Raw genomic sequence first — 24,794 nt, forward strand, 5'->3', positions numbered from 1 at the left:
AAAAAATTAATTCACTAAATCCGCTTCCTGTTTTTTCTGCCGATTCGTAATCAGAATTGGGATAATCAGAAAACTCAGGCTACTGAGAAATAGCGAAAAGCCTGTCTGCACAGCGTGCTGAAATGTGGCTACGATAACGCCTTCGGTTAGAGGCATACCATATAAAACCAATGCCCGACTAACCATAAAATGATAGGTTCCCAGCCCGCCCTGCGTAGGTACGGCTAATCCACCCAGCGAGCTGACAGTCAGGATAGTTAGTGCCGCTTGAGGAGGAAGTGAAACCGTTTGAGGTAAGGCAAAGAATAAGCTATAGATTATCAAAAAAATGAGACCATAACTCATACCGGTCAACAGAATGAAAAGGCCCGGTTGTTTAAGTTGCTGAATACTCAGAAACCCGCGCTTGACCTCTTTAGCAATATCGGCCAACCGAATAACAAGCCGGTGTTGCCAGAATGCCTCTGTTCGCAAAAGCCGATAAAGAGAGATGGCTAAGAGAATACAACCAATAGAAACACCAATCAGCAGGTTGGTTGATTGCCCATTTGGTGCTAATCGGCTTATCAGGGGTGCCAGGAGTTCCACAAGGTATTTACCAACTCGCTGAAATTCAAGTAATATAGTTAGGCCAAGGATTACCACCAGCATCAATAAATCAATAACACGTTCCGCCACTACCGAACCGATTCCCTGCGCTAGTGGGACACCGTCAGTTCGTTGTAAAGTACCGCAGCGAGTCAATTCCCCTGCTCCAGGTACCAGCATACTGGCCAATGAGCCTGCCAATAAGGCAATGGTTGTTCGAAAGAGCGATGGATAGAAGCCAAGTGCCTGCAAAGCAAGTTGCCAGCGGGCAGCCCGAACCAGATGAAAGCAACAAATGAGTAATCCGGCAAGTATTAACCAGCGAGGGTCAGCCTGGCGAAACTGCTCTGCCAACTCGGTAAGCGGTACATCTTTCAGAACATACCAGAGCAATCCTATCGCCAGCAAAATGGGTACTACCCGCCGAAAAAATCCCTTCACCATGGTGGCAAATTAGCTATTTTGATAAACAAAATGCCAGATGTTGGCTAAACTGGCACGGTATTAGTAAGTTTGATAAATGAGTAACCCTCAATTATCAACCCAATTAGCGAAACCCTTCCGTAGTTTAACTCCATGTCGAAGAAAAGGAAAGGCCAGCCTGTCGTAACAGCGGCCAGCCCGGTTGTTAATCAGCCCAAGTCTCAGTCGACTCCGACTCGTTCTCAACCCACCGCTCCAACTCAACCTACCGAGATTTTACCAATCCATAAGCCATTTGAGCTAATCCGGTTCGATAAGCGGCTAAAGTGGTTTATAGGCATTTGTGTGGCCCTATTTGTGTTGCTCACGCTGGCGAAAATCCATTCCATGTCTTTGGCTATGTGGAACCAAATTATGCCCGATGGCAGTAATCCGCGTCGTGGACTTATCTCGGGCGAACCCCGCCGAATCCGAATGGATGATTATGCGGTGGGTACCCCCTGGATTCTGTCGCAGGCCAATAAAGGGTTTCCAACTGAAAACCTGACCATTGGCGGGGAGAAAGCACCGATACTCGTTACGCCCTCAAAACACTTCAGTGAGCTATTTAAACCTGACCATTGGGGCTTCTTTATCCTGGATGTAGAGCGAGGCTATGCCTGGATGAATAACTTCAGGGTCATGTTTGCTTTAATTGGGGCCACCCTCATGCTGTTGCTCCTGACGCGCAATAACTTCTGGCTTTCTCTGTTTGGGAGTGCATGGCTTTTTCTGTCGTCGGGAACGCAATCCTGGATGTATATTCCAACGCCCATGATTGCGGCCATGGGGTTAATTTTTGTAGCGGTTGTTTACTTAATTTATAGCCAGAATACAAAACAGATTTTAGTGAGTTCGGTGGCTCTGGCCTGGCTGCTGATGAACTATGCACTGATCCTCTATCCGCCTTATCAGGTTCCATTAGGTTATGTGCTTGCCTTTCTGCTGCTGGGCTATGTATTAAATAATCTCGAACTGAAGCGAATATTGGGTCAATGGCCAGTAAAGGTTGGGGGCGCTGCCCTGGCGCTTATTCTGACGGGAGCAGCGTTCTTCGCCTATTATACAGACGTCAAACCTTCGCTGGATGCGATCATGAATACCGTTTATCCTGGTAAACGGAGTGAACTGGGTGGTACAGGCTTCATTGCCAACTGGTTTTCAGAATACTTTAGCTGGTCGATTTCCGATTCGAAATTTCCAAGCAATTGGTTGAATTCCTGTGAATTATCGCAGTATATTACGTTTGCGCCTATTATTCTTCCCTGTGCCGTTATTAGCTTTACCCTGAATCGTAAAGTGGATTGGGTTGTATTGTTGCTGAGTGTATTTGTCATTATTGGCTATATCTGGATTGAAATAGGATTCCCGGAGTGGCTGGCTAAGTTGACGCTCTGGAACATGAGCCCAACCCGCCGAACGCAGATTCCGTTTGGGATTGGCAACGTTTTACTCACGATTGCGTATTTGTATTACCTGACAACGATACCCGTTCGAACCAATGCCTTGTATACGGGTATAGGCGTAGCTGCCGTGCTGGGCTTTATGATTTATGCCGCCAACCTGAATGTTGAGGATTCGGCCGGTTTTTTCAAAATGTCGCAACTGTTTCTCCCGATTGTGTTCTTTACAATTGTTGGATCGTTACTGCTCTTTACGTGGGCACTGCCTTATCGGAACATTTATTTTGGCGGAGCTATGATGCTGTTTTTACTGCCTAACCTGAAAATAAACCCTGTCTCGAAAGGTATGACACCCATTACGGAGCATCAACTCTATAAAACGGTGCAGTCGATTCATGAACAGGAGCCAGCCGCCAAGTGGGCTGTTTTTGGAGGACAATATGTAACTTATATGGTTACCGCAACAGGAGTCGATGTACTGAGCGGGGTCAAATATATTCCTGCACGTACGATTATGAAAATACTGGATCCAACCATGAAGCGCGATTCAGCTTATAACCGGTATGCTCACACAGTATATACCAGTTATGTCGACGGCCGTGATTCAGTGATTATTCAGAATACGTTCGAAGATGGGTATACCGTGGCTATGGACCCCTGCTCTCCCCGAATGAAGCAACTCAATGTGAAGTACATCATCTTCGATCATCAGACGCAGCCTGCCGAAACACGATGTATGAAACTGGTATCGACGCTTGGGTCAATCACAATTTATCGGATCAACGATTAATGGAAACGCAGACCATCACCGATCCCCGCATCCTGATTGTGGTGCCCTGTTTCAACGAAGAAGCGGCCATTGCAACCGTTGTTCGGGAGATTAATCAGGTGAAACACCAGTTCGATTTGCGGCTGGATATTTTGGTCGTTAATGATTGCTCGACGGATAATTCAATGGCCGTGATCCGTGGCCTTAATTGCCTGTATCTTGACTTACCAGTCAATCTGGGCATTGGTGGTGCTATGCAGGCTGGCTATAAATATGCTTACCGAAATGGCTACGACATTGCCGTGCAGATGGATGGCGATGGGCAACATCCGGCCAATGAACTCATCAAAATCCTGCAACCTATGGTCGAAGGCCGGGGCGATGTGATCATTGGTTCTCGTTTTCTGGAGAAAGCAGGATTTCAGTCGACGGCACTCCGACGCGTTGGTATCAATTACTTTCGGCGACTCAACTTTATGCTAATTCGTCGGGCTGTTTATGACAGTACTTCTGGTTTTCGGGCGTTTAACCGGCGAACGCTGAAAATTGTCAATAACTATTATCCCGACGAATATCCTGAGCCAGAGTCAATTGTGCAATTTGGTTTATATAACCTGCGTATTGTAGAAGTGCCCGTAACGATGCGGGAGCGGCAGGGGGGCGTTTCGTCGATCAATACGGGCCGGGCCGTATACTATATGTTGAAAGTAACGCTTGGCATTTTGTTTGTCTATATCCGTCTGTTCAGCAAGCGGGTTAACCTAACGAACTGATATGGCCTCATTATCAATTACCATTCAAATCATTAGTTTGCTGGGAGCAGCAATCTTCATGGTTATGATTTTCCGGCTGATCGTTCAGGGGCGGCTGCGGGAAGAATATTCTATTATCTGGATTCTTTGCACCGTTATTCTGATCGTATTTGCGATCTGGCGCAAAGGGTTGGAGCAGATTTCGCTGCTACTCGGGGTTTATTATCCACCGTCGCTGATCTTTTTGGCTGCAATTTTTGCGATCATCGTCTTTCTGGTTCACTTGTCGGTTGTTAATTCTAAACTGCAAAACCAGATCAAGAACCTGAGTCAGGAAATGGCTATGATGAAAAAAGAATTGAGTGATATTCGGGCAGGCATGACCATGCTGGAAACTAATGATGCCGTGCCGGTACACGAGAAATAAGTGCGATTTGAGTAACTATGCTTCCCTCCATTAGTGTTATCACCCCATCGTACAATCAGGCAAAGTTTATTCGACAAACGATTGAATCGGTATTGTCGCAGGATTACTCTCAGGTTGAATACATTGTGATTGATGGCCTTTCAACAGACAATACCCTGCCTATAATCAGAGAGTATACAGACCGGCTTATTCTGATTGCTGAGCGAGATAGCGGCCAAACTGATGCAATCAATAAAGGGTTACGAATGGCTACCGGTGATATTGTATGCTGGCTTAATTCCGACGATTATTTTCTGCCGGGTACTTTAACAGTAGTGGGTAATTTTTTTGCCCGCAATCCTGATAAACTCTGGCTTACTGGCGATTGTCAAATTGTTAATCAACTAGGAATGCCTATTCAGCAGCCAGTGCGACACTATAAACGACTGCTTCGTTCCCTCACGCCGGCACTCTATTTAGGCATGACCAATGCTATTTGCCAGCCTTCTACTTTCTGGCGACGTGATGCACATGCGCAATTAGGCTTTCTAATGGAGTCATTGCATTACACGATGGATTATGACTGGTGGTTGCGTTTACAGCAACTGCAACCACCAGCTATTCTAGCCCAACCCTTAACCGCGTTTCGTATTCATGCAGAGTCTAAGGGAGGTAATCAATATACACAGCAATTTGATGAAGATTACCAGACATTCAGTCGGTATTGGTCTGGCTTACCTATTCGTTGGCTGCATAGGCTGCACAATCAGGTAATAACTTCAATTTATCAATTTGTTAAGTAATGTTGATAAAATTTTACGATCCTTGTGTAATCATCGTAAAAAATATCACCACCGTGAAAAAAGCCTACTCTTTGCTAGTTTACTTGTTAATTTTAATACTGCCATCTTGTTTTGGACAGATCAACTTTACCCCAAATGGCTATATTGGCATTAATACAAAAATGCCTAATAGCCAGTTAGATGTTAATGGAAATATCCAGATATCAAATGCCGCACTCCCAATGGGATTGTTTACTGAGTTAACAGGCACAACAACTCCTCTGTTGAATCTTGATATAAATAATCGGGCGCCAAATGCAAACTATAGTGATCAGGGAGTTGCTTTTCGGATGGATTTACGGGGAGGCACGAACCATTTATTTCAGTGGCTATATCGAGCTCCCAATAACTACTTCGGTACTACATTAATGGCTTTAATGCCCAATGGTAATTTGGGGCTTGGAGTTGGTACAAACGTTCCATCTGCTCGTTTACACGTAGTAGGTAATCAATTTTTGGAGGGTCGGTTAGGCATTGGTACTAATAATTTCTCTCAGGATGCAACAGCCAAACTCATTGTTGATGGTAAAATTCTGGCTGAAGATGTAGTCGTCCAAAATGTATCGGCAGACCATGTTTTTAATGCGGCCTATAAGCTACGTTCTCTGGCAGAGGTCGAGAAGTACATTAACCAAAATAGACATTTACCCGATGTTCCCGCAGCTTCAGAAACGGAGAAAGGTGTTCGACTTGCCGAGTTCAACACACTTTTATTGCAAAAAATTGAAGAGTTGACGCTGTATATTATCGATTTGGATAAAAAACTTGCTGCGGTACAGAAAGAGAACGAGATGCTAAAAGCTAGTTTAAAAAGTAAGCCAAACTAGATTCTTTAGATACAATGGATTCTACTGGTTGTCAATTATTTATAGTAAATGACTTACTGACCTGCAGAATCTTCGGCATCAATAGAATCTAAATTGGACAAGCACTAGGAAAGCGACGAAGATAGAATGATAGATTGCCTCGGCTGACTATAAACTGGATGGAATCAGGCCACTATGCTACTAAAATATATCATTCGAATTCTAAAAACGTCGCCCATACTTGTTCCATTATTGGTGCTTATTGACTTCATCTTATACCTAACTGATCGACTGGCGGTGCTGTCAGTTGGACCTCTCCGACAAAAGCCTAATACATTACTAATTCTGCGGATTGATGTATTGGGCGACTATTTGGCGTTCAGACCCTACATACGGGCCATCCGCCAATCTGATCGGTATAAGAATTATACGATTACGCTATGCGCCAATTATGCCATTCGAAGTGTTGCAGAAGTTTTCGACGGTGAGGTTTTCGATGCCTTCATTTGGACTGATATTTATAAGCTAAGTACCCAACCTCTCTATCGCTTTCGATTTGTTAGACAACTTCGTCAACGAGGATTTTCGCACGTTTTCTGTCCTACCTACAGTAGGGTGCTTGTGCTGGATGATTTTCTGGCCAAAGCAACTGGAGCTTCCGAACGAGTTGGATGTCTGACTGATTTTGTAAATATAAAAAAATGGGAGGCCTGGTTTGGCAATAAGTTGTACACGCGGTTATTAGCGTCTGGAACGGGGCTTGTATTTGAGATGGAGCGAAATCGCCAACTCATGAGCGCATTTCTGGCAAAACCTCTTTTAACCGAACCACCCATTTTGAATACGGCTTACGCCAAGCCAGTATCTGTACCTAGTCAGTATACTATTTTGTCACTGGGAGCTGGGCAGGATTTTCGCGTATGGCCAGCGGATCGGTTTGCTGAAGTGGCCACGTATATTTTAACAACTTACCCTGACCAGCATATCGTTCTGACAGGGGCACCTAATGAGCGGGTTTACGCCGATGCGTTTCTGGCCTACATACCTGAATCAGAACGGGTGCTCAATCTCACCGGAAAATTATCAATTCCCGAACTCATCTATGTATTGTCGAAAGCAGATGTTTTGATTGCTAACGAAACCGGGATCGTACACCTGGCAGCTTCGACCAATACACCCACAATTGTTATTTCACAGGGTAAATCACTGGTTCGCTGGCATCCGTACTCATCACCGCTAGAAGAGCGGATTGTTCATCTTTATCCCGAGTATATCGAACAGAATCGCAACAACCTTTTGGCAATTGCTCCCAATTTTAATCCTGAATCTCCTTTTCCGATTACCGTCATTGAGACGAACCGGGTTATTCGCCAACTAGATGTGTTCCTGAAACAGAAGGTATCCTCTTGATAAAACGATTATACGACCAGATGTTCAGCTACCATCCAGCCGTCAGCCAGACTATAGTCGATCATGCGGAAATCAGCTCGTTCCTGGACATCGGCAAACGACCTGAAGTGCTTCAAATGGTGAATGTCATCCAAAATAAGCCAGTACGGCCGGTTAGCAAGTGTATCGCGAACGGTCTGGTATTCAAGCCAGCCAATGCCGCCTGCGGAATCAAGTAGTACCAAGGGGCGATCGTTCTGACAACGAACCAGGAGCGCCCGAAGTAGATCTTCTTTGCGGGTTAAAAATGTATTGCCAAACCAGTCGACAGCGTTGATGACCGGGTTTTTGCCTAATCTACCTTCTAATTCATCAGTATAGAACTGAACCGGATTGTCCAGGGTATCGATGAAAACGTCTGGATAGGCTTCATGATGATGCAAGGCCTCGTCTTGTTGGATAAATTTGAGGGCTTGTTCTTTGGCAACGGTACCACCCCAAAGCGGCTTGACAAAATCCCACTTGCGCAGATTGAAACGGGCAATGGTATGAAAAGTCAGATTCCCTTCAATGGTATAGTACGCTTTGGGTTGGTGCTTCCCTTCTACCGTCGTCGCAATTGTTTTGGTCGATCCCGTTCCTAACCAGGTCCCTGTTTCAATGATATAATCGATCTGATTTTGAGTAAACAGTTGCTGGAGGGTTTTCCGAAATCGCTCATCCGTTGACATAGATACGGACGAACGGGCATAGGTCTGATAACTTTTCATGAAAACTGGTTAAGAAACGTGAACCGGAACAGTAGGTTGTTTTTCTAGAAGGTCGGCATCCGAAAGGGTTCGACTCTTGGAGAATAGTTTGACGAGAGAACTCAGCCCCAGCCGTCCGGCAATAACTAGAAACTTAAATACGAACGGCGATAGCTTTCGTTTTGAGAGCAAATGGTAATTCAGCAGGTTATAATAATGCAGGCCATACTGACGACCGAGATACGCCAGTGTCTTGGGTCTGTAGAGGGCAATATGCTGCCCATGATGGGGCGCATAATACCACCAGGCATTGATGGCCGGTGCTGGTTTAGGACAGGGTTGTGTTGTGAAAAATATGCTATCGCTATAGTCCAGAATTTTTTCTAATTCCTGGCCTGGGTAAACAAAATGTTCGAAGCACTCGAAAGCCGTTGCCAATTCGTAACGGCCCGGCTTCGCATCGAACCCACGCGCCATGAAATTGGTAGCGTATAAGTCCGTGCTGTAGAAGTCAAAGCCAATGTCACGCATATAACGCGTTAGCGTACCATAGCCACCGGCATAATCTACAAATTTCGCATGCCGATTAAAAGCAAAAAAAGCGAGTGCTAGGGTCGATTTTCCCAGAATTAAACTACGTTGAAGCGTTCCTGTATCCGTTGATGTAAATGCTTGACTATAAGCTTCGTTGAGCCAGTATGGATCTTCGGTCTGTACGAAATCGCAGGTGGGACACTCGTAATAACCAACCTTATATTTATTCAAAACTGTCTCCTGAAATAAGAGAGAGGTTTCGCTTTCACAGATACGACATTTCATAATATTGCAGTGGAAGGCTGATTTATAGCTATCGAAATCAAAAATAAGGCCAGCTTTTAAGATGAAGCGAACGACTTAGGTAGAATGTGGTTCATTTGTAGTAGAGAAGGCCCGCTTGTTGTTAATTCATTTGCTTAACGAATGAATTCATTACTCATTCAGAATGGCACCGACCGGCTGATACGCCTTTGATTTTCCGTCGGTTAACCAACATGTAGCGCCTTGATTTCAGCCCTTTTTTGTCCAGATCCGAGGAAAGTACAGGCGCGTATACTATAAAAGAGCGTCAGGTGAATTTAATGATAAAAATACAACAAAGTATGCTTCATAATACGCGACTAGATCGTACGATTCGATTGTGAAACTAATTCCTATAAGCCGTCAGGACAGACAATTAGCCGAACGATACGGCTTTTACGGTAGGATTGCGTAAATTTGTCTGATCTAACAGACTATAGAAACCATCGTTCAATGAAGTTAAATCTTCGTTATCAGGAATCCTTTGAAGACCGTCATCACGGTCAGACGGACGCGGCTCTGACCGAAATGCTTAAAACGGTGGGTGTGCAATCCATCGATCAATTGATTGAGGAAACCGTACCCGAAATCATTCGACTCAAAAAATCGCTGAATCTGCCCGAGCCTAAATCGGAAATGCAGTTTCTGACTGATTTTAAAAAGATAATTGGCCAGAATAAAGTTTTTAAATCGTATATCGGTACTGGTTACTACGACACGATTACGCCAAACGTTATTCTGCGGAATATTCTGGAGAATCCAGGCTGGTACACAGCGTATACTCCTTATCAGGCCGAAATCGCGCAGGGACGACTGGAAGCGTTGCTGAATTTCCAGACGGTTGTGTCAGATCTGACAGGCATGGATTTGGCCAACGCGTCGCTGTTGGACGAAGGAACAGCTGCTGCCGAAGCTATGCATATGCTCTATGCCATGCGGCCTGCTGCCAAGAAAAACGCCAGTACGTTTTTTGTCTCTGAGCGTTGTCATCCACAAACCATTGATGTACTCCTGACTCGTGCTACACCAATTGGAATCAACATTCTCATTGGCGATCACCGTACCGTCGATCTCACAAATGGCGATATCTTTGGATTACTGCTTCAATACCCAGCTACAGACGGGGAGGTTTTTGACTATACCGATCTGATTGCTGCGGCTCACGAATTAAATAGTACAGTAGCCGTTGCGGCCGATCTGCTGGCGCTAACTCTCCTGAAATCACCCGGCGAAATGGGGGCTGATGTTGTAGTTGGCTCATCGCAGCGTTTTGGTGTGCCAATGGGTTATGGTGGTCCTCATGCTGCCTATTTTGCTACCCGTGATGCCTTCAAACGGCAAATCCCCGGCCGGATTATCGGTGTATCGCAGGATGCCGAGGGCAAACCTGCCTTGCGAATGGCGTTGCAAACACGCGAACAGCATATTCGTCGCGAGAAAGCCACCTCTAATATCTGTACCGCGCAGGTTCTGTTGGCTGTTATGGCAGGTAGTTATGCTGTTTACCACGGCCCTCAACGGCTTCGTTCGATTGCAGAGCAGGTACACGGGTTAACCAAAGCATTTGTTACGGCATTACGCTGGAGTGCGCACGAGGTGAGTACCGAAAATTATTTCGATACGGTGACGGTGAAAGTATCGGATACCGAATCGTTAAAAAAATCGGCGCGGGCGGCTCAAATTAACCTGAAGTATCTTGCCGATGATGAGCATGTTAGCGTTTCATTTGATGAAGCGAAAACGTTCCATGATCTGACGGAGTTGCTGACTGTATTTGGCGTAAAAGCAGATATGGACGCTATTCTGGAAGGTTTGGAAATCACCTGGCCGGAGCAACTGATCCGTACGTCCGACTACCTCACGCATCCGGTGTTCAATACGCATCACACGGAGCACGAGATGTTACGGTATTTGAAATCACTGGAAGAAAAAGATCTTTCACTGGTGCATTCGATGATTTCGCTGGGTAGCTGTACCATGAAATTGAATGCCACTGCCGAAATGATTCCCGTTACGTGGCCCGAAGTAGGTAAACTGCATCCGTTCGCTCCTAAAGAGCAGACAATAGGGTATCAGCAATTATTCAAGGAATTAAACGATTGGCTTTGCGAAATCACGGGTTTTGCAGCTATGTCGTTTCAGCCAAATTCGGGCGCTCAGGGCGAATATGCAGGTTTAATGGTGATCCGGGCTTATCACGAAAGCCGGGGCGATGAGCATAGAACGATTGCCCTGATTCCTCAATCGGCACACGGCACGAACCCAGCCAGTGCGGTTATGGCTGGCATGAAGGTGGTGATCGTGAAATGCGACGAGCGTGGTAACATCGACATTGCAGACCTGAAAGCGAAAGCGGAGCAATACAGCGAGAATCTTTCTTGCTTAATGGCAACGTACCCGTCGACACACGGGGTGTTCGAAGAAGGCATTATTGAAATTTGCGACATCATTCACCAGCATGGCGGCCAAGTGTACATGGATGGGGCCAATATGAATGCTCAGGTGGGTTTAACCTCGCCAGCTAGCATTGGTGCCGATGTTTGCCACCTGAATCTGCACAAAACCTTCTGTATCCCTCACGGCGGTGGCGGACCAGGCATGGGACCAATCGGTGTAGCTCCTCAGTTAGTGCCTTTCCTGCCAGGACACTCGATGGTTCACCTTGGCGGTCATCAGGCTATTCACGCTGTTTCGGCGGCCCCCTATGGATCGGCTAGCATTCTGACAATTTCCTACGCTTATATTGCCATGATGGGTGGCGAGGGCTTGACAAATGCTACCAAACGCGCTATCCTGAACGCCAATTACATCAAAGCTCGTTTGAGTGGTCATTATGACACGCTTTACACGGGTACCAATGGGCGTTGTGCACACGAGATGATTCTTGAATGTCGTCCGTTCAAAATGGCGACCGGAGTTGAGGTTGAAGATATTGCCAAACGCCTGATGGACTATGGTTTCCATGCGCCAACGGTTTCGTTCCCAGTAGCCGGTACACTCATGATCGAGCCAACGGAATCGGAATCGAAAGCTGAACTTGATCGTTTCTGTGATGCCATGATTGCCATTCGCGAAGAAATTCGGGAGATCGAAAACGGTCAGGCGGATCGGGCTAGTAACGTGCTGAAACATGCACCGCACACAGCCACGGTTGCCTTGAGCGATAACTGGAGCCGACCTTATAGCCGTGAGAAAGCCGTTTATCCATTGCCGCAGGTTCGGACCCGTAAATTCTGGCCAAGTGTGAGCCGCATTGACTCTGCTTACGGCGACCGAAATCTGGTTTGCGCCTGTGTTCCTGTTGAGGCTTATGCTGAAGAGGTTACAGAAGAAGTAGGTGTAGAGAAATAGGTATAAGTTTAATAGGTAACGCGGGTGGAAATCCGCGATTGATAAAGCTTGATTAAGTCAGCTTACAATCGCGGATTTCCACCCGCGTTACGTTGAAAAAGCCTCAATAAAAACCAATTGTATTCGTTAAACGTAGTACCCGCCCGAATTTGCAGTATCTTGGGCGCGGAAAAAGATTTCTGCTCAATACCTCTATGAAAATCAATACGTTGTCTGTACTACTAATAGCGGTGGGGATAACCACTGGATTAATGGGCTGCAACTCAGCCATGCAGGCGTATAAAAAAGGCGTTCGCCATTACGATGCGGGAGAGTATAATCTGGCGCTGAGCCAGTTCCAGAAAGCGGCTAAGGGAAACATAGATCCGGCCCGATTAAATTATTACACCGCAGAATCTTATCGACTGTCGAACCGATTTAGCGAAGCTGCGCCATTTTACCAAAAAGCCATAGAGGCTAACACCACGGAGCCAGATGCCCGGCTCAATTATGCCTACGCCCTGAAATCGCAGGGAAACTATACCGGGGCTCTTGATCAGTTGCAACAATATGTAGCTCATGCACCTAAAACGACAGCAAAAGCTACACTCGATAAGGCGCGTCGCGAAGTAGAAACCTTGAAGGCGATTGACCTGATTGCGAAAAATAAATCGCTCATTACCCTTAAAAACATGAGCAACCTGAACTCGGCAGGAGCAGAATTTGCCCCCGTTGTTCGAGGAGAAGAACTTGTTTTTACGGCTTCCCGAAAAGATCAGACGTATAAAAATAATGGCCTGCCCATGTTGGGCCTTTATAAAACTAAGCTAAATCAGAAACCCGACGAAACGGGTAATGCTGGCGGTGCTTCTGGAACGCCGGAAGTATTTAGTACGAATGTTTTCCAGGGCGATGTAAATGAAGGAACGCCCGCGTTTTCGAAAGACGGTAAAACGATGGTTTTTGCCCGTGGTAATAACGGGAAGCGCAAAGGTGGTCTGGACGTTGATCTGTATATCAGTCGCTTGGGTGAGGGTAACACTTGGAGTCAGCCACTACGACTGCCGATCAGTGACTCAACCGCCTGGGATGGTTCTCCGGCGTTCTCGGGCGATGGCAAAACGCTCTATTTTGCCTCGAACCGCGCTGGTGGGGCGGGTGGAATTGACTTGTACCGCACGAGTATTGATGCATCGGGCCGCTTTAGCCGACCAGTAAATATGGGGCGTGATATCAATACGCCGGGCGATGAAATGTTTCCGTATGTTGGTCAGAACGCCAAGTTGTATTTTGCCTCAGATGGGCATCCGGGGTTAGGTAAGCTGGATGTTTTTGTGGCTACACGCTCCGGCGGTGTTACACGGGTTGAGAATATGGGGCAACCAATCAATTCACCAGCCGATGATTTTGGCCTGATCTACACCGAGCCCACAAAGGGTTTTATCGCGTCGAATCGTAGTGGAGGGAAAGGAGACGACGATATTTATTTCTTCCAGGAAGGCCCTGATACCAGTACGGATACAACAACGATTGCCAAGAATAATCCGCCATCCGACGCGCCTAAAATTGTACGTTATTTTATTGCTGGAACAGTTTCTGCCAACGAAACAACTGTTGTCCCACTTGATTCGGCCAAGGTTCGGATTCTGGATGATGCTACGGGCCAACCCATTGCTGAGGCAACGACGGGGCAAGCTGGTACATTTGGTAAGTATCCTCTGCAAGAAGGGAAAGACTATACCATTCTGGCTGAACGGAAAGGGTATCTGACCCGTCGGGAGCAATTTACCATGCAGGGAAAAAGCATTCCGCCTGTTTTCCTGACCAAAGCTGAGACCGATACAACGTTTAACGTAGCCGTATTACTCGATCGATCAGTGCTGAACAAAACGTTTGTGTTGGAGAATATTTATTATGACCTGGATAAATATAACATTCGGGCCGATGCTTCACCGGAACTCGATAAGATCGTAGTTATTCTAAAAGATAACCCAACACTGAAACTCGAACTTAGCTCGCATACAGATACGCGTTCTTCCGATGCCTATAACATGAAGTTATCTCAGAATCGGGCGAAAGCCGCTGTTGACTACATTGTGTCGCAGGGAATCTCGGCCGATCGGTTGGTGGCGAAGGGATATGGTGAAACGCGCCTGGTGATCAAAAACGCGAAAACGGAAGAAGAACACCAGAAGAACCGCCGAACTGAGATCAAGATTCTGGAATTGTAATATCCAGATTTACTACTAGGATAAACACTATCTTTAAGGGCTTGGTTATTAGATGTAACCAAGCCCTTATTATTTTATGAAGAGCGACAAACTGCGCCAATTCTTCGTCGTATTCAGCATTATCACGCTTATTGTTATGAACTATCTCTCCAACGTTGGTGCATTTGGCGGGAAAACAAATAAGGCGATTTCTGATAAGTATCACACTCTGATTACCCCGGCAGGTTACGCATTTTCTATTTGGGGAATTATTTTTCTGGGGCTGCTGGCCTTTTCTACCTACCAGGCACTGGCTACTCAGCGGGCCAACACGCGCTTTCGAACCATTGGATGGTGGGTAGTATTAAATGCCCTTTGCAATGCAATATGGAGCCCGTTGTTTAATAATGAGTATATCGGACTTGCTCTGATCGTTATTCTGATAATGTTGTTTTCACTTGTCATTATTGAACAACGCTTATTGGAACGGCAACAGGTTCCTGTTTTGTCAACTGATCCGGATAATACCTTGCCTGAATCATCAGCTTCTGTCACAGAGACATGGCTGGCCCGAATTCCGTTTTCTATCTATTTCGGCTGGCTTACAGTTGCGACTATTTTAAATGTTACGGTTTATTTAAAAGCGACAAATTTTGGTTTGATGGGCTTAAGCGAACAAACGTGGGCGATGGCCATATTAATCGTTGGAATTGTCGTTGGTGCGATCGTCTTTAACCGATTCAGAAGCGTGGGCTATATATTGGTTTTTGCCTGGGCCTACATTGCTATTGCAGCAGAGCAAAAAGACTATCCACAAATACAATTGGTAGCCGGAATAGGAGCTATTGTTGCAGTGGGAATCGCTATTGCGGGTATGGTTTCTCGAAAAACCTCTGTTTATAGTTAATAGTTGAATTGTGGTGTCGGGTACCCATACCCGATATTATTCGGTTTCTCAAAACAAAACGCCCACACATCAATTGACGTGTGGGCGTTTTGTTGTTGTGAGAATAGCTAGCTTAAGCCGCTTCGTCTTCCAGAATGGTGATGCTGTTAATTTTATCACCCTGACGAATTTCATCAATGATATCCAGCCCATCCACCACTTTACCAAAAACGGTGTGGTTACGATCAAGGTGCGCCGTATTTTGACGGTTGTGACAGATGAAAAACTGCGAACCACCTGTATTACGACCCCGGTGCGCCATCGACAGGACACCCCGGTCATGATACTGGTTATTTCCGGTTAGTTCGCAATCAATTGTATAACCAGGACCACCTGCACCAGTACCAGTTGGGTCGCCCCCCTGAATCATGAAATTGGGAATAACACGGTGAAACGTAACCCCGTCGTAAAATCCTTTTTTAGCCAGCGTAATAAAGTTGTTTACTGCTTTAGGGGCATCTTGCTCGAAGAACTCAATGGTCATCGTGCCCTTATCTGTATTCATTTGTGCCTTTGGCATAACTCAATCAATTTTGTTTGGTCCGCAAAATTACAATGATTTCCAGTTCAGACAGAACAAAAGTTAGCCAAGAGGCCAACGTTCGCAAAAATACTTGACTTAGTCAAGTATTTTTGCGAACGTTGGCCTATAATACATTAAGCTGTTTTATGGATGCTATTGCCGAGATGCGCGCTTTCAATCGCTACTACACGAATAGTATTGGTATTGTTGATCGTCATATACTGAATAGTGACTTATCTCTGGCCGAAGCGCGCATCCTATTTGAGGTTGCGAATCGACCAAGCTGTACGCAGACGTACCTGATGGATCAGCTTAGGATGGATGCGGGTTATATAAGCCGAATTATTAAGCGATTTGAGCGCGAAGAGCTGCTTATACGGAACAGATCTATTACCGATGGAAGAACTTGGCACTTAAGCCTGACTGATGCAGGCCAAGCTTTATTTCAGACACTCAACCAGGCCTCGGAGCAAGAGTTATCAACCCTAATAAGTAATATGAGTATTGGGCAAATCGGGCAATTAGTTGGCAGTATGAAAACGATTCAAACGTTATTAAGTGTACCAGCTCCTGACATTACCATTCGCCATGACTTGCAAACGGGTGATTTGGGTCTGATAACCCGCTATCACAGTATTTGGTACGCGCCAGAGTTTGGTTATGATCTGCATTTCGAAGGCTATGTAGCTAAAACTCTGGGTGAATTTGCAGATGCTTATTCGCCTGATAAAGACAGGCTGTGGATTGTTGAATCGGCTGGCCAGTTTGTAGGTTGTATTGCCATTGTTAGTCGTCCAGGTGGAGTTGGGCAATTACGCTGGTTTCTGCTAGACAATTCTTTCAGAGGTCAGGGAATTGGAAAAAAATTAGTTGACTTAGCGCTGACGTTTTGCCAGGAAAAAAATTATAAAAGCATATATCTCTGGACGACATCTGACCAACAAACGGCTCACCATTTATACCTACGTGCAGGCTTCCGATTGGTCGAAGAAAAAGCACCGGCTCAGTTATGGGGGCAGATTACTCAGGAACAGTGTTATGAACTACTCCTTTAATTGGATTCTTCGTAGTTACATTATAGTTTACTAAGTCAATTTATTCTTAAAATAAGCTAATTTTTGGGCTGGTATTTCTGGAATAATGCAACTAAATTGCCTGATATTAAGTTGCAAAGAAGCTGGAGTAAAAGATAGTTTCTTGTTTTTGTGCAATTATACTCAACGTTATTTTGCTCCCTGAGTAATATTACTCCCGTAAGTTTCTCTGCAAGTCTGTTGTTGCTCTTTTTTTGTCTCTTTTAGCCTGTTGACGTGGAAACTCAATCGATCCCTTACTACGATAATTTACCGGATTTTTTGAAAGCGGTGAAGTCGATTGACTCGACAAATCGTTGCTTCGGTATTTTTCCGTTTGAGCAATTCGGTGGGCCGGGTGAGATAATTCCACCTTTTCGGAGTAGTACATATGTAGTGGCTCTGGTGACCGAAGGTACCGGAACCATTCATCTGGATGGCGTGCCGTATCGCATACAGCCGGGTACGTTATACTTTTTGCGTCCGTGGACGGTTCGGTCTATATATAAAGAAGACCAATGGCATGGTTACGTAGCTATGTTTACGTCAGAATTCGTAACCAAACGATCGGTACTTTCCGACCCAATGCAGGAGTACCCATTTTATCGAAAGGGGGCCCAGCCATTGATTCATATTACGCCCGAGGAGACAAACGAACTGCGGAATCAATTCGAATTGATTGCTACGGAGTCCAATCATCCAACACGCTCAAAAGCGGATCGTCTGGACCTTATTTATCATCTGTTGCAGGCTTCGCTGATCAAGAGTCGGCAGGTTTATCGTCAGGCACTTTCTGCCATCGATTATTCGCAGCCTGTGTCCTTAATTGAGCGCTTCCAGAGCCTGTTGCAGATGTATTACCTACCCGATCCTAATCAGGGAACGCCCGTATTACTTACGGTTCACGAAGCAGCCGATCGACTGCACATCCATCCACATTATTTAAGTGATATTTTAAAGAAATACACAGGTAAAACGGCTCTCCAACACATTCGGGAACGAACAGCGTTTGAAGCTCAGAACTTAATTCGGAATACCAACCTGACGGTAGCCGAAGTTGGCTATCAATTGAACTTCGAAGACCCCTCCAATTTTACCAAGTTTTTTAAAAGTATTACCGGAATGACGCCCCGTGCCTACCGCGAACAACGGTACGCTTTAGCCGCATAATCCAATGTCGACTGGTAATTTTGATGAGTCAGTTTTTAGAATCTGCATTTTTTACCAGTGAATCTACAAAACCTACCTGTTCCGTTGATAGGTGCACCGCTAATTTTGTCCTATTACTAGATAGAGTTAACACTTAATGCAATAAGTATTAATTGCTTACCTGATTCAACATGTGGATTGTCCGCTTAGCACTTGAGAAAAAATATACCATCGCCGTAATGGCGTTGCTGATTATGATAATGGGCGGGCTGGCAGTTAACCAAATGCCAACCGACATTTTTCCGCGTATCAATATTCCCGTAGTATCGGTTATTTGGGGGTACACGGGGCTGTCAACCAATGAAATGGAGAAGATGATTACCAACTTCTCCGAAACTTCGCTCATCAATAACGTAAGTGATATTCAGCGACTTGAATCGCAGACGTATAATGGAACCGCAGTTTTAAAGATTTTTTTCCAACCATCGGTTAAGATTGAAGAAGCGCTTGCCCAGGTAACAGCCATTTCGCAGACCATTCTGGTGCGGATGCCGCCCGGTACACAGCCGCCTTTAATTGTCCGCTATAACGCGACCGACGTACCCGTTTTACAATTGGGCCTGTCGTCCGATAGTCTGACCGAAGCGCAAATTACCGACTACGCCCAAACGCGCGTCCGTCCTCAGATTTCGACCGTTCCGGGTAGCCGACTTTCGCAGGCGTTCGGGGGAAAAACCCGCCAGATTGCTGTAGACCTGGAGCCAGACCAACTGATCGCTTATAACGTTACGCCAGAAGAAGTCACGAATGCCGTTTCTGCGCAAAACCTGACGTTACCCGGTGGTTCGTTGCGGTTAGCCGAACGTGAGTATAACGTGCGTCTGAATTCTAAGCCCGATGTCATTACGACGTTGAATGACATACCCATCAAAACCGTTGGAGGAACCACCGTTCACATGCGTGATGTGGCTAACGTACATGATGGGGCTGCGGTGCAATCGAACATCGTTAAACAGGATGGAAGTAAAGGTATATTGATGCGGATCGTGAAAACGGGTAATGCATCGACCACCGAAATTGTCGATAAGATTAAAAACCAGATTTTACCGACAGTTCGGGCGGCCGCTCCGTCTAACCTGCGTATTGAAGGACTGTTTGATCAGTCGCTATTTGTGCGAGCATCAATTAAAGGTGTCTTGGTAGAAGGTGTGATTGCCGCATTGCTTACGGCGGCTTTGATCCTGCTATTTCTGGGAAGCTGGCGCAGTACATTAATTGTCGCTATTTCAATTCCACTCTCGATTCTGTCGTCGCTAGTCATCCTGTATTTATTGGGCGAGACACTGAATATTCAGACCTTGGGTGGTTTGGCGCTGGCTATCGGTATTCTGGTGGATGATGCTACGGTAACCATCGAAAACATTCACCGGAACGAGGAATTAGGGATGCCGTTGCGTCAGGCCATTCTTGAGGGAGCTCAGCAAATTGCTACGCCAACGCTCGTTTCTACGCTCACCATCTGTATCGTTTTTACATCGGTATTGTTTCTCGAAGGCCCAGCCCGTTTCTTATTTGGCCCGTTGGCCGAAGCGGTGGTATTTGCCATGCTGGCTTCCTATGTACTCTCGCGGACACTGGTTCCAGCATTGGCTGACCTGATGTTGAAAAATGAGGGGCATGGGGCTGGGCATACGGAGCATGGTAATAAACGACCAAATGCGTTCGCCCGCTTTTATAATGGCTTTAATGCAGGTTTCGATCGGTTTCAGGCTCGTTATATTGGCGCTTTAGAATGGGTACTCAGTAATCGAAAAAGCGTATTAGCTGTCTTTCTGGTTATCATTGTCTTCACAGGAGTACTCTTGCCTTTCGTGGGACGTGATTTCTTCCCACGCGTTGATGGTGGACAAATGCGATTACACCTGCGGGCTCCTGCTGGTACACGACTCGAATCGGCTGAACAGATTTCGGCTAAAACGGCTGAAATTGTTCGCGAAGTCATTCCAGAAGACGAAGTCGGTTCAATCATTTCCAACATTGGTTTGACTTCAGAACGGTACAATTTCTTTTTCTCCGATAATTCGACCGCTAGTTCTGCAGATGCTGAACTGTTGATTTCACTGACCGAAGAACGCTCTCGTCCAACAGATGACTATGTTCGGGAAATACGGGCTCGACTTCGTGAAGAAATGCCTGACGTAACGTACTTCTTTCTATCGGCTGATATTGTTAGTCAGATTCTGAACTTTGGTCTGACGGCCCCTATCGACGTGCAGGTGTCGGGTTTCGACCGGGCCAATAACCTGAAAGTGGCGCGGGATATGCAGGATAAAATTGCGCAGATTCCGGGCTTGGTAGATGTGCATTTGCATCAGGTTCTGGATGCCCCCGAGCTCTTTCTGGATGTTGACCGCGAACGCGCGGGACAATTTGGCCTTACCGAGCAACGAGTGGCTACGAACCTGAATATTTCGTTGAGCGGTACAGGACAAACGCGTCCAAACTTCTGGCCAGATCCAAACACAGGTTTTCCGTACATCATTGCCGTGCAAACGCCCCCGTACAAACTCGATTCGTATGATAAGTTGCTTCAAACGCCAATCACATCGAACCAGGTGAGTCCACAATTGCTGAGCAACGTGATGACGATGAAGCGAACTGTAGCTCCCGTTATCATTAACCGGGTAAATACGCAACCGACCTACGATGTATATGCCTCGGTTGAGAAAACAGATTTAGGTTCAGTCGCGAAAGCATTAGAGAAAATCGCGGCCGAATATAAGTCGCAACTCAAACCGGGTAATGTCATTTCGATTCGCGGTCAGGTGGAGAGTATGGAAAGCGCGTTCACCCGATTAGGCATAGGCATTGTGTTTGCTGCCCTGCTGGTTTACTTACTCATGGTGGTCAATTTCCAGTCATTTCGGTACCCGTTTATTATCATCACTGCGTTGCCAGGTGCGTTATGCGGTATGGTCTGGATGCTGTTCTTAACAGGTACCACATTCAGTATTCCATCGCTGATGGGAGCCATCATGAGCGTTGGCGTGGCCACGGCAAACAGTATTCTGCTTGTCAGTTTTGCGAAAGATCACCTGCCCGAAGTTGGTGGTAATGCGTATGAAGCAGCTCTTGAAGCCGGTCGGACGCGTCTACGCCCAATTCTGATGACTGCTATCGCCATGATTATTGGGATGTTGCCAATGTCGTTAGGCTTAGGTGAAGGTGGTGAGCAAAATGCTCCGCTGGGACGAGCCGTAATTGGCGGTTTATTAATGGCAACATTCACGACTCTTTTGTTTGTGCCAGTTGTGTTTAGCTATCTGGCCCGGAAGAGTAAAACTGTATAAACTTTTGTCATTCCGACGTCAGGAGGAATCTTAAACTCCCCTAATGTATAAGTAAGGATATCTTAAGATTCCTCCTGACGTCGGAATGACAAAAAATAAAAATATGAGCCTGATTTATCACATTGTGTCTGCTGCCGATTGGGCGAGTCAGGAAAATTCGCCGAATTATGAAGCCGCCAGTTTACAGACTGAAGGTTTCATCCATTTGTCGCAGAAAGAACAGGTAGGTGCCACGTTGAGCCGTTATTATGCAACTGTTCCGGATTTACTGCTCTTGCATGTCGATACGAGTAAGCTGAAGCATGAACTGAAATACGAACTTGCTACGAACAATGAGTTGTTCCCCCATCTATACGGGCCACTCAATAAAGACGCTGTTATCGAAATAGAACAATTGAACTAATTGTCTTTGAGTTACTTATATGAAACTAATTCGAATCATTATTCCCCTACTGGCGCTCACTGCCCTGTTTGTATTTTTCGGAGTACTGCCACGTATTAAGAATACGCAGGAATTAAAAGCGGCATCTGAAGTAGAAAAGAACCGCGAGCCCATTGTCAATACCGTTGCGCTGAAACACTCCTCTGACACAACGGGCCTGACGCTGCCTGGCCAGATTCAACCATACCGGCAAACACCTTTGTACGCTCGTACGCAGGGCTTTCTGCGTCGGTGGTATGTCGATATTGGCGCCCAGGTAAAACAAGGACAAGTATTGGCGACGATTGATGTGCCTGAACTTGATCAGGATATTGCTCGTGCTCAAGCGGATCAGCAATTAGCACAAACCAATCTGGAGCGTTTGCAAAGCGTGCAATTACCCGGTGCCATCGCAAAACAGGATGTTGATACCCGCCAATCGGGCGTTGCCGTAGCCAAGGCTAACCTGGGTCGGTTACAGGCGTTGAAAGATTTACAGCAAATCCGTGCTCCTTTTAGTGGTGTTATTACCAGTCGGACGGCTGAAAATGGCGTAATTGTATCGCCGGGAGCTGGCCAGCCGCTGTTTACCCTTTCTGAACTGGGAACACTGCGGGTATTTGTTGATGTGCCACAGACCTATTATCGGTACATAAAAATTGGTATGCCTGCTACGGTTATTGTTCCTGAGCTAAAGAACCAGAAATTTATGGGTAAAGTAGTTCGGACGTCGGGCGCTTTACGGAACGACTCGCGGACGCTGTTAGCCGAAGTCGTAATCCCGAATCCTAAACAGGCCCTTCCGTCTGGTTTATACAGTCAGGTGAAATTTGATATGATTGCGGCTACAGCACCCATTCTGATTCCAGCCAATGCGTTGCAAATAACATCCGAAGGCCCACGAGTGGTGGTGGTTGATCCTGACCAGCGTGTGCGCTTCGTTCCAATTACATTAGGCCGAGACTATGGTACCACGCTCGAAGCGACAAATGGCCTGACCGGACAGGAAACCGTAGTAACTAATCCGAATGATCGGCTCCACGAGGGGCAGAAAGTTCGATTCCGGAAAGGGAGTGTTGCCGAAAAAACCGTAGCCCAACGATGAAAAAAAGGAGTCTAGCCGTTAGTGTTTATCTTGTTGCAGTTGGTACTGCGATTTATTGTAACCAAGTAAGTGCACAAACAACGCCCATTAGCCCGCCAGGTGGTTCAGTAACCATTCAACCGGGCAATGGGTCGACCAATACACCCGGAACAGTTCAGCCCCAGTCGGCTGCAACAGGTGTTGCGAATGCGCAAACGCCCCTAGTAACGTCGGGTTCTACTACCGCTGATCTGTCTCCTACGATGACGACCAGCGGTTTCCGTCGCTTTGGCGATCCGTTGCTGGAATCGCTGATCCAGTTGGGTTTAGATAATAGTCCCAATTTACGGGCGGCTCTTAGTCGCGTTGAAGAAGCCCGAATTCGCGTGCGGGTGGCGCAGTCGTTTCTGTCGCCTTCCATACGGAGTTCGGCCCTGATTACCACACAGAGCCTGTCGCAACACCGGCCATTAGCCCTATTAACGGCGGCACCCGATGAAACGCCCCGGTTTCAACTGAATACATTTCAGCTATTGCCAATTGATGCCAGCTATGAACTGGATTTGTTCAAACGAATTCGGAATACTATTGCCGTAACGGATTTGCAGGCGCAGGCTAGCATGGCCGACTATCAGACGTTTCGATTGACGCTGGCATCCGACATTGCCCGAACCTATTTGCTCATTCGGGGCAATGATGCTGAACAAGCCGTTTTTCGCCGGAATATTCAATCGCGGGATACAACGTTATCCATTCTTCGGGAGCGTTTTCGGGTTGGCCTGATTAACCAGATCGACGTACAGCGTGCCGAAACCGATTATGCGGGTTTGCAAGTGACATTGAAAGGTCTGGAACGGGCGCGTGTTGAGCTGGTTAATGGCTTATCGCAACTTTGTGCGCAGGACCCCAACCAATTTTCGGTGCCCAATGGGTCTTTGCCAGCAACAGTGCCAAGTTATCCCTATACCAGCGTATCGCCAGAGCAATTACAACATCGCCCTGATCTGGTGCAATTCATTCGGCAGAATCAGATCGCGGCTGCGCAGGTCACGGTTCAACAGAATAGTACAATGCCGCGTGTAAATCTGGTTGGCTCAGGAGGCTTACTATCGGGCCGGATTGGTCCGTGGATAAATCCGACCAGCGCAACGTACATCCTAGGCGTCAATGCTTCGGTACCCCTTTACGAAGGCCATCGGGCGCGTCAGAACATAGCCCTCGCGAAGCAGGCAATCCAGAGCAATCAGCAAACGTACCTGCAGGCAATCCAGTTAGCCCAACGCGATGCCGAAACTGCGCTCGATAATCTTACGTTGCTTCGCCAGCAGATTGATTTGCAAGGACAGACGCTAACACTAGCTCGCCGGACGGAACAGTATAACCGCGAACTTTACGTTCGGGGATTGGCTACTTATCTGGAAGTGCTTGACGCCCAACGGACTATTCTGACAACAGAACAACAGTTAGTACAGCTTCGAAGTCAGGAGTCACAATATGCCGTTGCGTTGTTGCGTGCGGTTGGGGGAGACTGGTAGTCAGGAAAGGTAGCTTGCTGAGGCCAGCTCATTTACTGAACTAATAGATCAACAAAAGCGGTACTCTTAGCTAAAGGGTACTGCTTTTTTGTTGGATTTAGGTCGAATCACTAGTACTCTTCCAATTTAATTCTTACAGCAATCTGACTTGTTGACGGGATTGACTTTTC

19 protein-coding genes are annotated in these 24,794 nt (G+C 46.4%); 15 read left to right on the forward strand and 4 right to left on the reverse strand.

The window, feature by feature from the left end:
* Nucleotides 1-6: 6 nt before the first annotated feature.
* Complete coding sequence (locus ACYVGR_RS02595; protein ID WP_460953715.1) at nucleotides 7-1,032, reverse strand: lysylphosphatidylglycerol synthase transmembrane domain-containing protein; 1,026 nt, start codon at nucleotides 1,030-1,032, stop codon at nucleotides 7-9.
* Between the two features lie 132 nt (nucleotides 1,033-1,164).
* Between ACYVGR_RS02595 and ACYVGR_RS02600 the strand changes: the two genes are divergently transcribed.
* The 6 genes from ACYVGR_RS02600 (at nucleotide 1,165) to ACYVGR_RS02625 (ending at nucleotide 7,438) form a co-directional block, all read left to right on the forward strand.
* Nucleotides 1,165-3,243 (forward strand): DUF7657 domain-containing protein, encoded by a 2,079-nt coding sequence (locus ACYVGR_RS02600; protein WP_460953717.1) that lies wholly within the window; start codon nucleotides 1,165-1,167, stop codon nucleotides 3,241-3,243.
* On the forward strand, nucleotides 3,243-3,995 hold the full coding sequence (locus tag ACYVGR_RS02605; RefSeq protein WP_460953718.1) for a glycosyltransferase family 2 protein: 753 nt from the start codon (nucleotides 3,243-3,245) through the stop codon (nucleotides 3,993-3,995). Before ACYVGR_RS02600 ends, ACYVGR_RS02605 begins: the two co-directional genes overlap by 1 nt.
* A gap of 1 nt (nucleotide 3,996) precedes the next feature.
* The gene (locus tag ACYVGR_RS02610; RefSeq protein WP_460953720.1) at nucleotides 3,997-4,401 is read left to right on the forward strand and encodes a DUF2304 domain-containing protein; all 405 of its coding nucleotides are present in this window, start codon (nucleotides 3,997-3,999) and stop codon (nucleotides 4,399-4,401) included.
* 17 nt (nucleotides 4,402-4,418) lie between these two features.
* A complete protein-coding gene (locus ACYVGR_RS02615) occupies nucleotides 4,419-5,183 on the forward strand; it encodes a glycosyltransferase family 2 protein (RefSeq protein ID WP_460953721.1) in 765 nt (254 codons plus the stop codon).
* A gap of 53 nt (nucleotides 5,184-5,236) precedes the next feature.
* On the forward strand, nucleotides 5,237-6,049 hold the full coding sequence (locus ACYVGR_RS02620; RefSeq protein WP_460953722.1) for a hypothetical protein: 813 nt from the start codon (nucleotides 5,237-5,239) through the stop codon (nucleotides 6,047-6,049).
* 174 nt (nucleotides 6,050-6,223) lie between these two features.
* Nucleotides 6,224-7,438: a glycosyltransferase family 9 protein gene (locus tag ACYVGR_RS02625; protein WP_460953723.1), complete on the forward strand. Its 1,215-nt coding sequence runs from the start codon at nucleotides 6,224-6,226 to the stop codon at nucleotides 7,436-7,438.
* Between the two features lie 8 nt (nucleotides 7,439-7,446).
* On the opposite strand, the gene ACYVGR_RS02630 is transcribed toward ACYVGR_RS02625, so the two are convergent.
* Both ACYVGR_RS02630 and ACYVGR_RS02635 read right to left on the reverse strand, forming a co-directional pair.
* The gene (locus ACYVGR_RS02630) at nucleotides 7,447-8,187 is read right to left on the reverse strand and encodes a hypothetical protein (RefSeq protein WP_460953725.1); all 741 of its coding nucleotides are present in this window, start codon (nucleotides 8,185-8,187) and stop codon (nucleotides 7,447-7,449) included.
* A 9-nt stretch (nucleotides 8,188-8,196) separates the two neighbouring features.
* Complete coding sequence (locus ACYVGR_RS02635; RefSeq protein ID WP_460953726.1) at nucleotides 8,197-8,931, reverse strand: class I SAM-dependent methyltransferase; 735 nt, start codon at nucleotides 8,929-8,931, stop codon at nucleotides 8,197-8,199.
* Nucleotides 8,932-9,456: 525 nt separating this feature from the next.
* On the opposite strand from ACYVGR_RS02635, the gene gcvP reads away from it, so the two are divergent.
* The 3 genes from gcvP (at nucleotide 9,457) to ACYVGR_RS02650 (ending at nucleotide 15,450) form a co-directional block, all read left to right on the forward strand.
* The gene (gene gcvP / locus ACYVGR_RS02640; RefSeq protein ID WP_460953727.1) at nucleotides 9,457-12,354 is read left to right on the forward strand and encodes an aminomethyl-transferring glycine dehydrogenase; all 2,898 of its coding nucleotides are present in this window, start codon (nucleotides 9,457-9,459) and stop codon (nucleotides 12,352-12,354) included.
* A gap of 194 nt (nucleotides 12,355-12,548) precedes the next feature.
* Nucleotides 12,549-14,564, forward strand: coding sequence for an OmpA family protein (locus ACYVGR_RS02645; protein WP_460953729.1), 2,016 nt, complete (start codon nucleotides 12,549-12,551; stop codon nucleotides 14,562-14,564).
* 76 nt (nucleotides 14,565-14,640) lie between these two features.
* Complete coding sequence (locus ACYVGR_RS02650) at nucleotides 14,641-15,450, forward strand: TspO/MBR family protein (RefSeq protein WP_460953731.1); 810 nt, start codon at nucleotides 14,641-14,643, stop codon at nucleotides 15,448-15,450.
* 112 nt (nucleotides 15,451-15,562) lie between these two features.
* Here the strand turns inward: ACYVGR_RS02650 and ACYVGR_RS02655 are convergent, their stop codons facing one another.
* A complete protein-coding gene (locus tag ACYVGR_RS02655; protein WP_460953732.1) occupies nucleotides 15,563-16,009 on the reverse strand; it encodes a peptidylprolyl isomerase in 447 nt (148 codons plus the stop codon).
* A 149-nt stretch (nucleotides 16,010-16,158) separates the two neighbouring features.
* Here ACYVGR_RS02655 and ACYVGR_RS02660 point away from each other — a divergent pair, with 149 nt between their 5' ends.
* From ACYVGR_RS02660 to ACYVGR_RS02685, 6 genes are all read left to right on the forward strand, one after another.
* Nucleotides 16,159-17,067 carry a bifunctional helix-turn-helix transcriptional regulator/GNAT family N-acetyltransferase gene (locus ACYVGR_RS02660; protein ID WP_460953733.1) on the forward strand — a complete coding sequence of 303 codons (909 nt, stop codon included), beginning with the start codon at nucleotides 16,159-16,161 and terminating at the stop codon, nucleotides 17,065-17,067.
* 255 nt (nucleotides 17,068-17,322) lie between these two features.
* On the forward strand, nucleotides 17,323-18,255 hold the full coding sequence (locus ACYVGR_RS02665; protein WP_460953735.1) for an AraC family transcriptional regulator: 933 nt from the start codon (nucleotides 17,323-17,325) through the stop codon (nucleotides 18,253-18,255).
* A 170-nt stretch (nucleotides 18,256-18,425) separates the two neighbouring features.
* Complete coding sequence (locus ACYVGR_RS02670) at nucleotides 18,426-21,584, forward strand: efflux RND transporter permease subunit (protein WP_460953737.1); 3,159 nt, start codon at nucleotides 18,426-18,428, stop codon at nucleotides 21,582-21,584.
* Nucleotides 21,585-21,687: 103 nt separating this feature from the next.
* Nucleotides 21,688-21,987: a DUF952 domain-containing protein gene (locus ACYVGR_RS02675; RefSeq protein WP_460953740.1), complete on the forward strand. Its 300-nt coding sequence runs from the start codon at nucleotides 21,688-21,690 to the stop codon at nucleotides 21,985-21,987.
* 19 nt (nucleotides 21,988-22,006) lie between these two features.
* A complete protein-coding gene (locus ACYVGR_RS02680) occupies nucleotides 22,007-23,110 on the forward strand; it encodes an efflux RND transporter periplasmic adaptor subunit (protein ID WP_460953738.1) in 1,104 nt (367 codons plus the stop codon).
* Nucleotides 23,107-24,624, forward strand: a complete 1,518-nt coding sequence (locus ACYVGR_RS02685) for a TolC family protein (protein WP_460953739.1) — start codon at nucleotides 23,107-23,109, stop codon at nucleotides 24,622-24,624. Before ACYVGR_RS02680 ends, ACYVGR_RS02685 begins: the two co-directional genes overlap by 4 nt.
* Nucleotides 24,625-24,794 lie beyond the last annotated feature (170 nt).

This window comes from Spirosoma litoris (genome assembly GCF_054776755.1).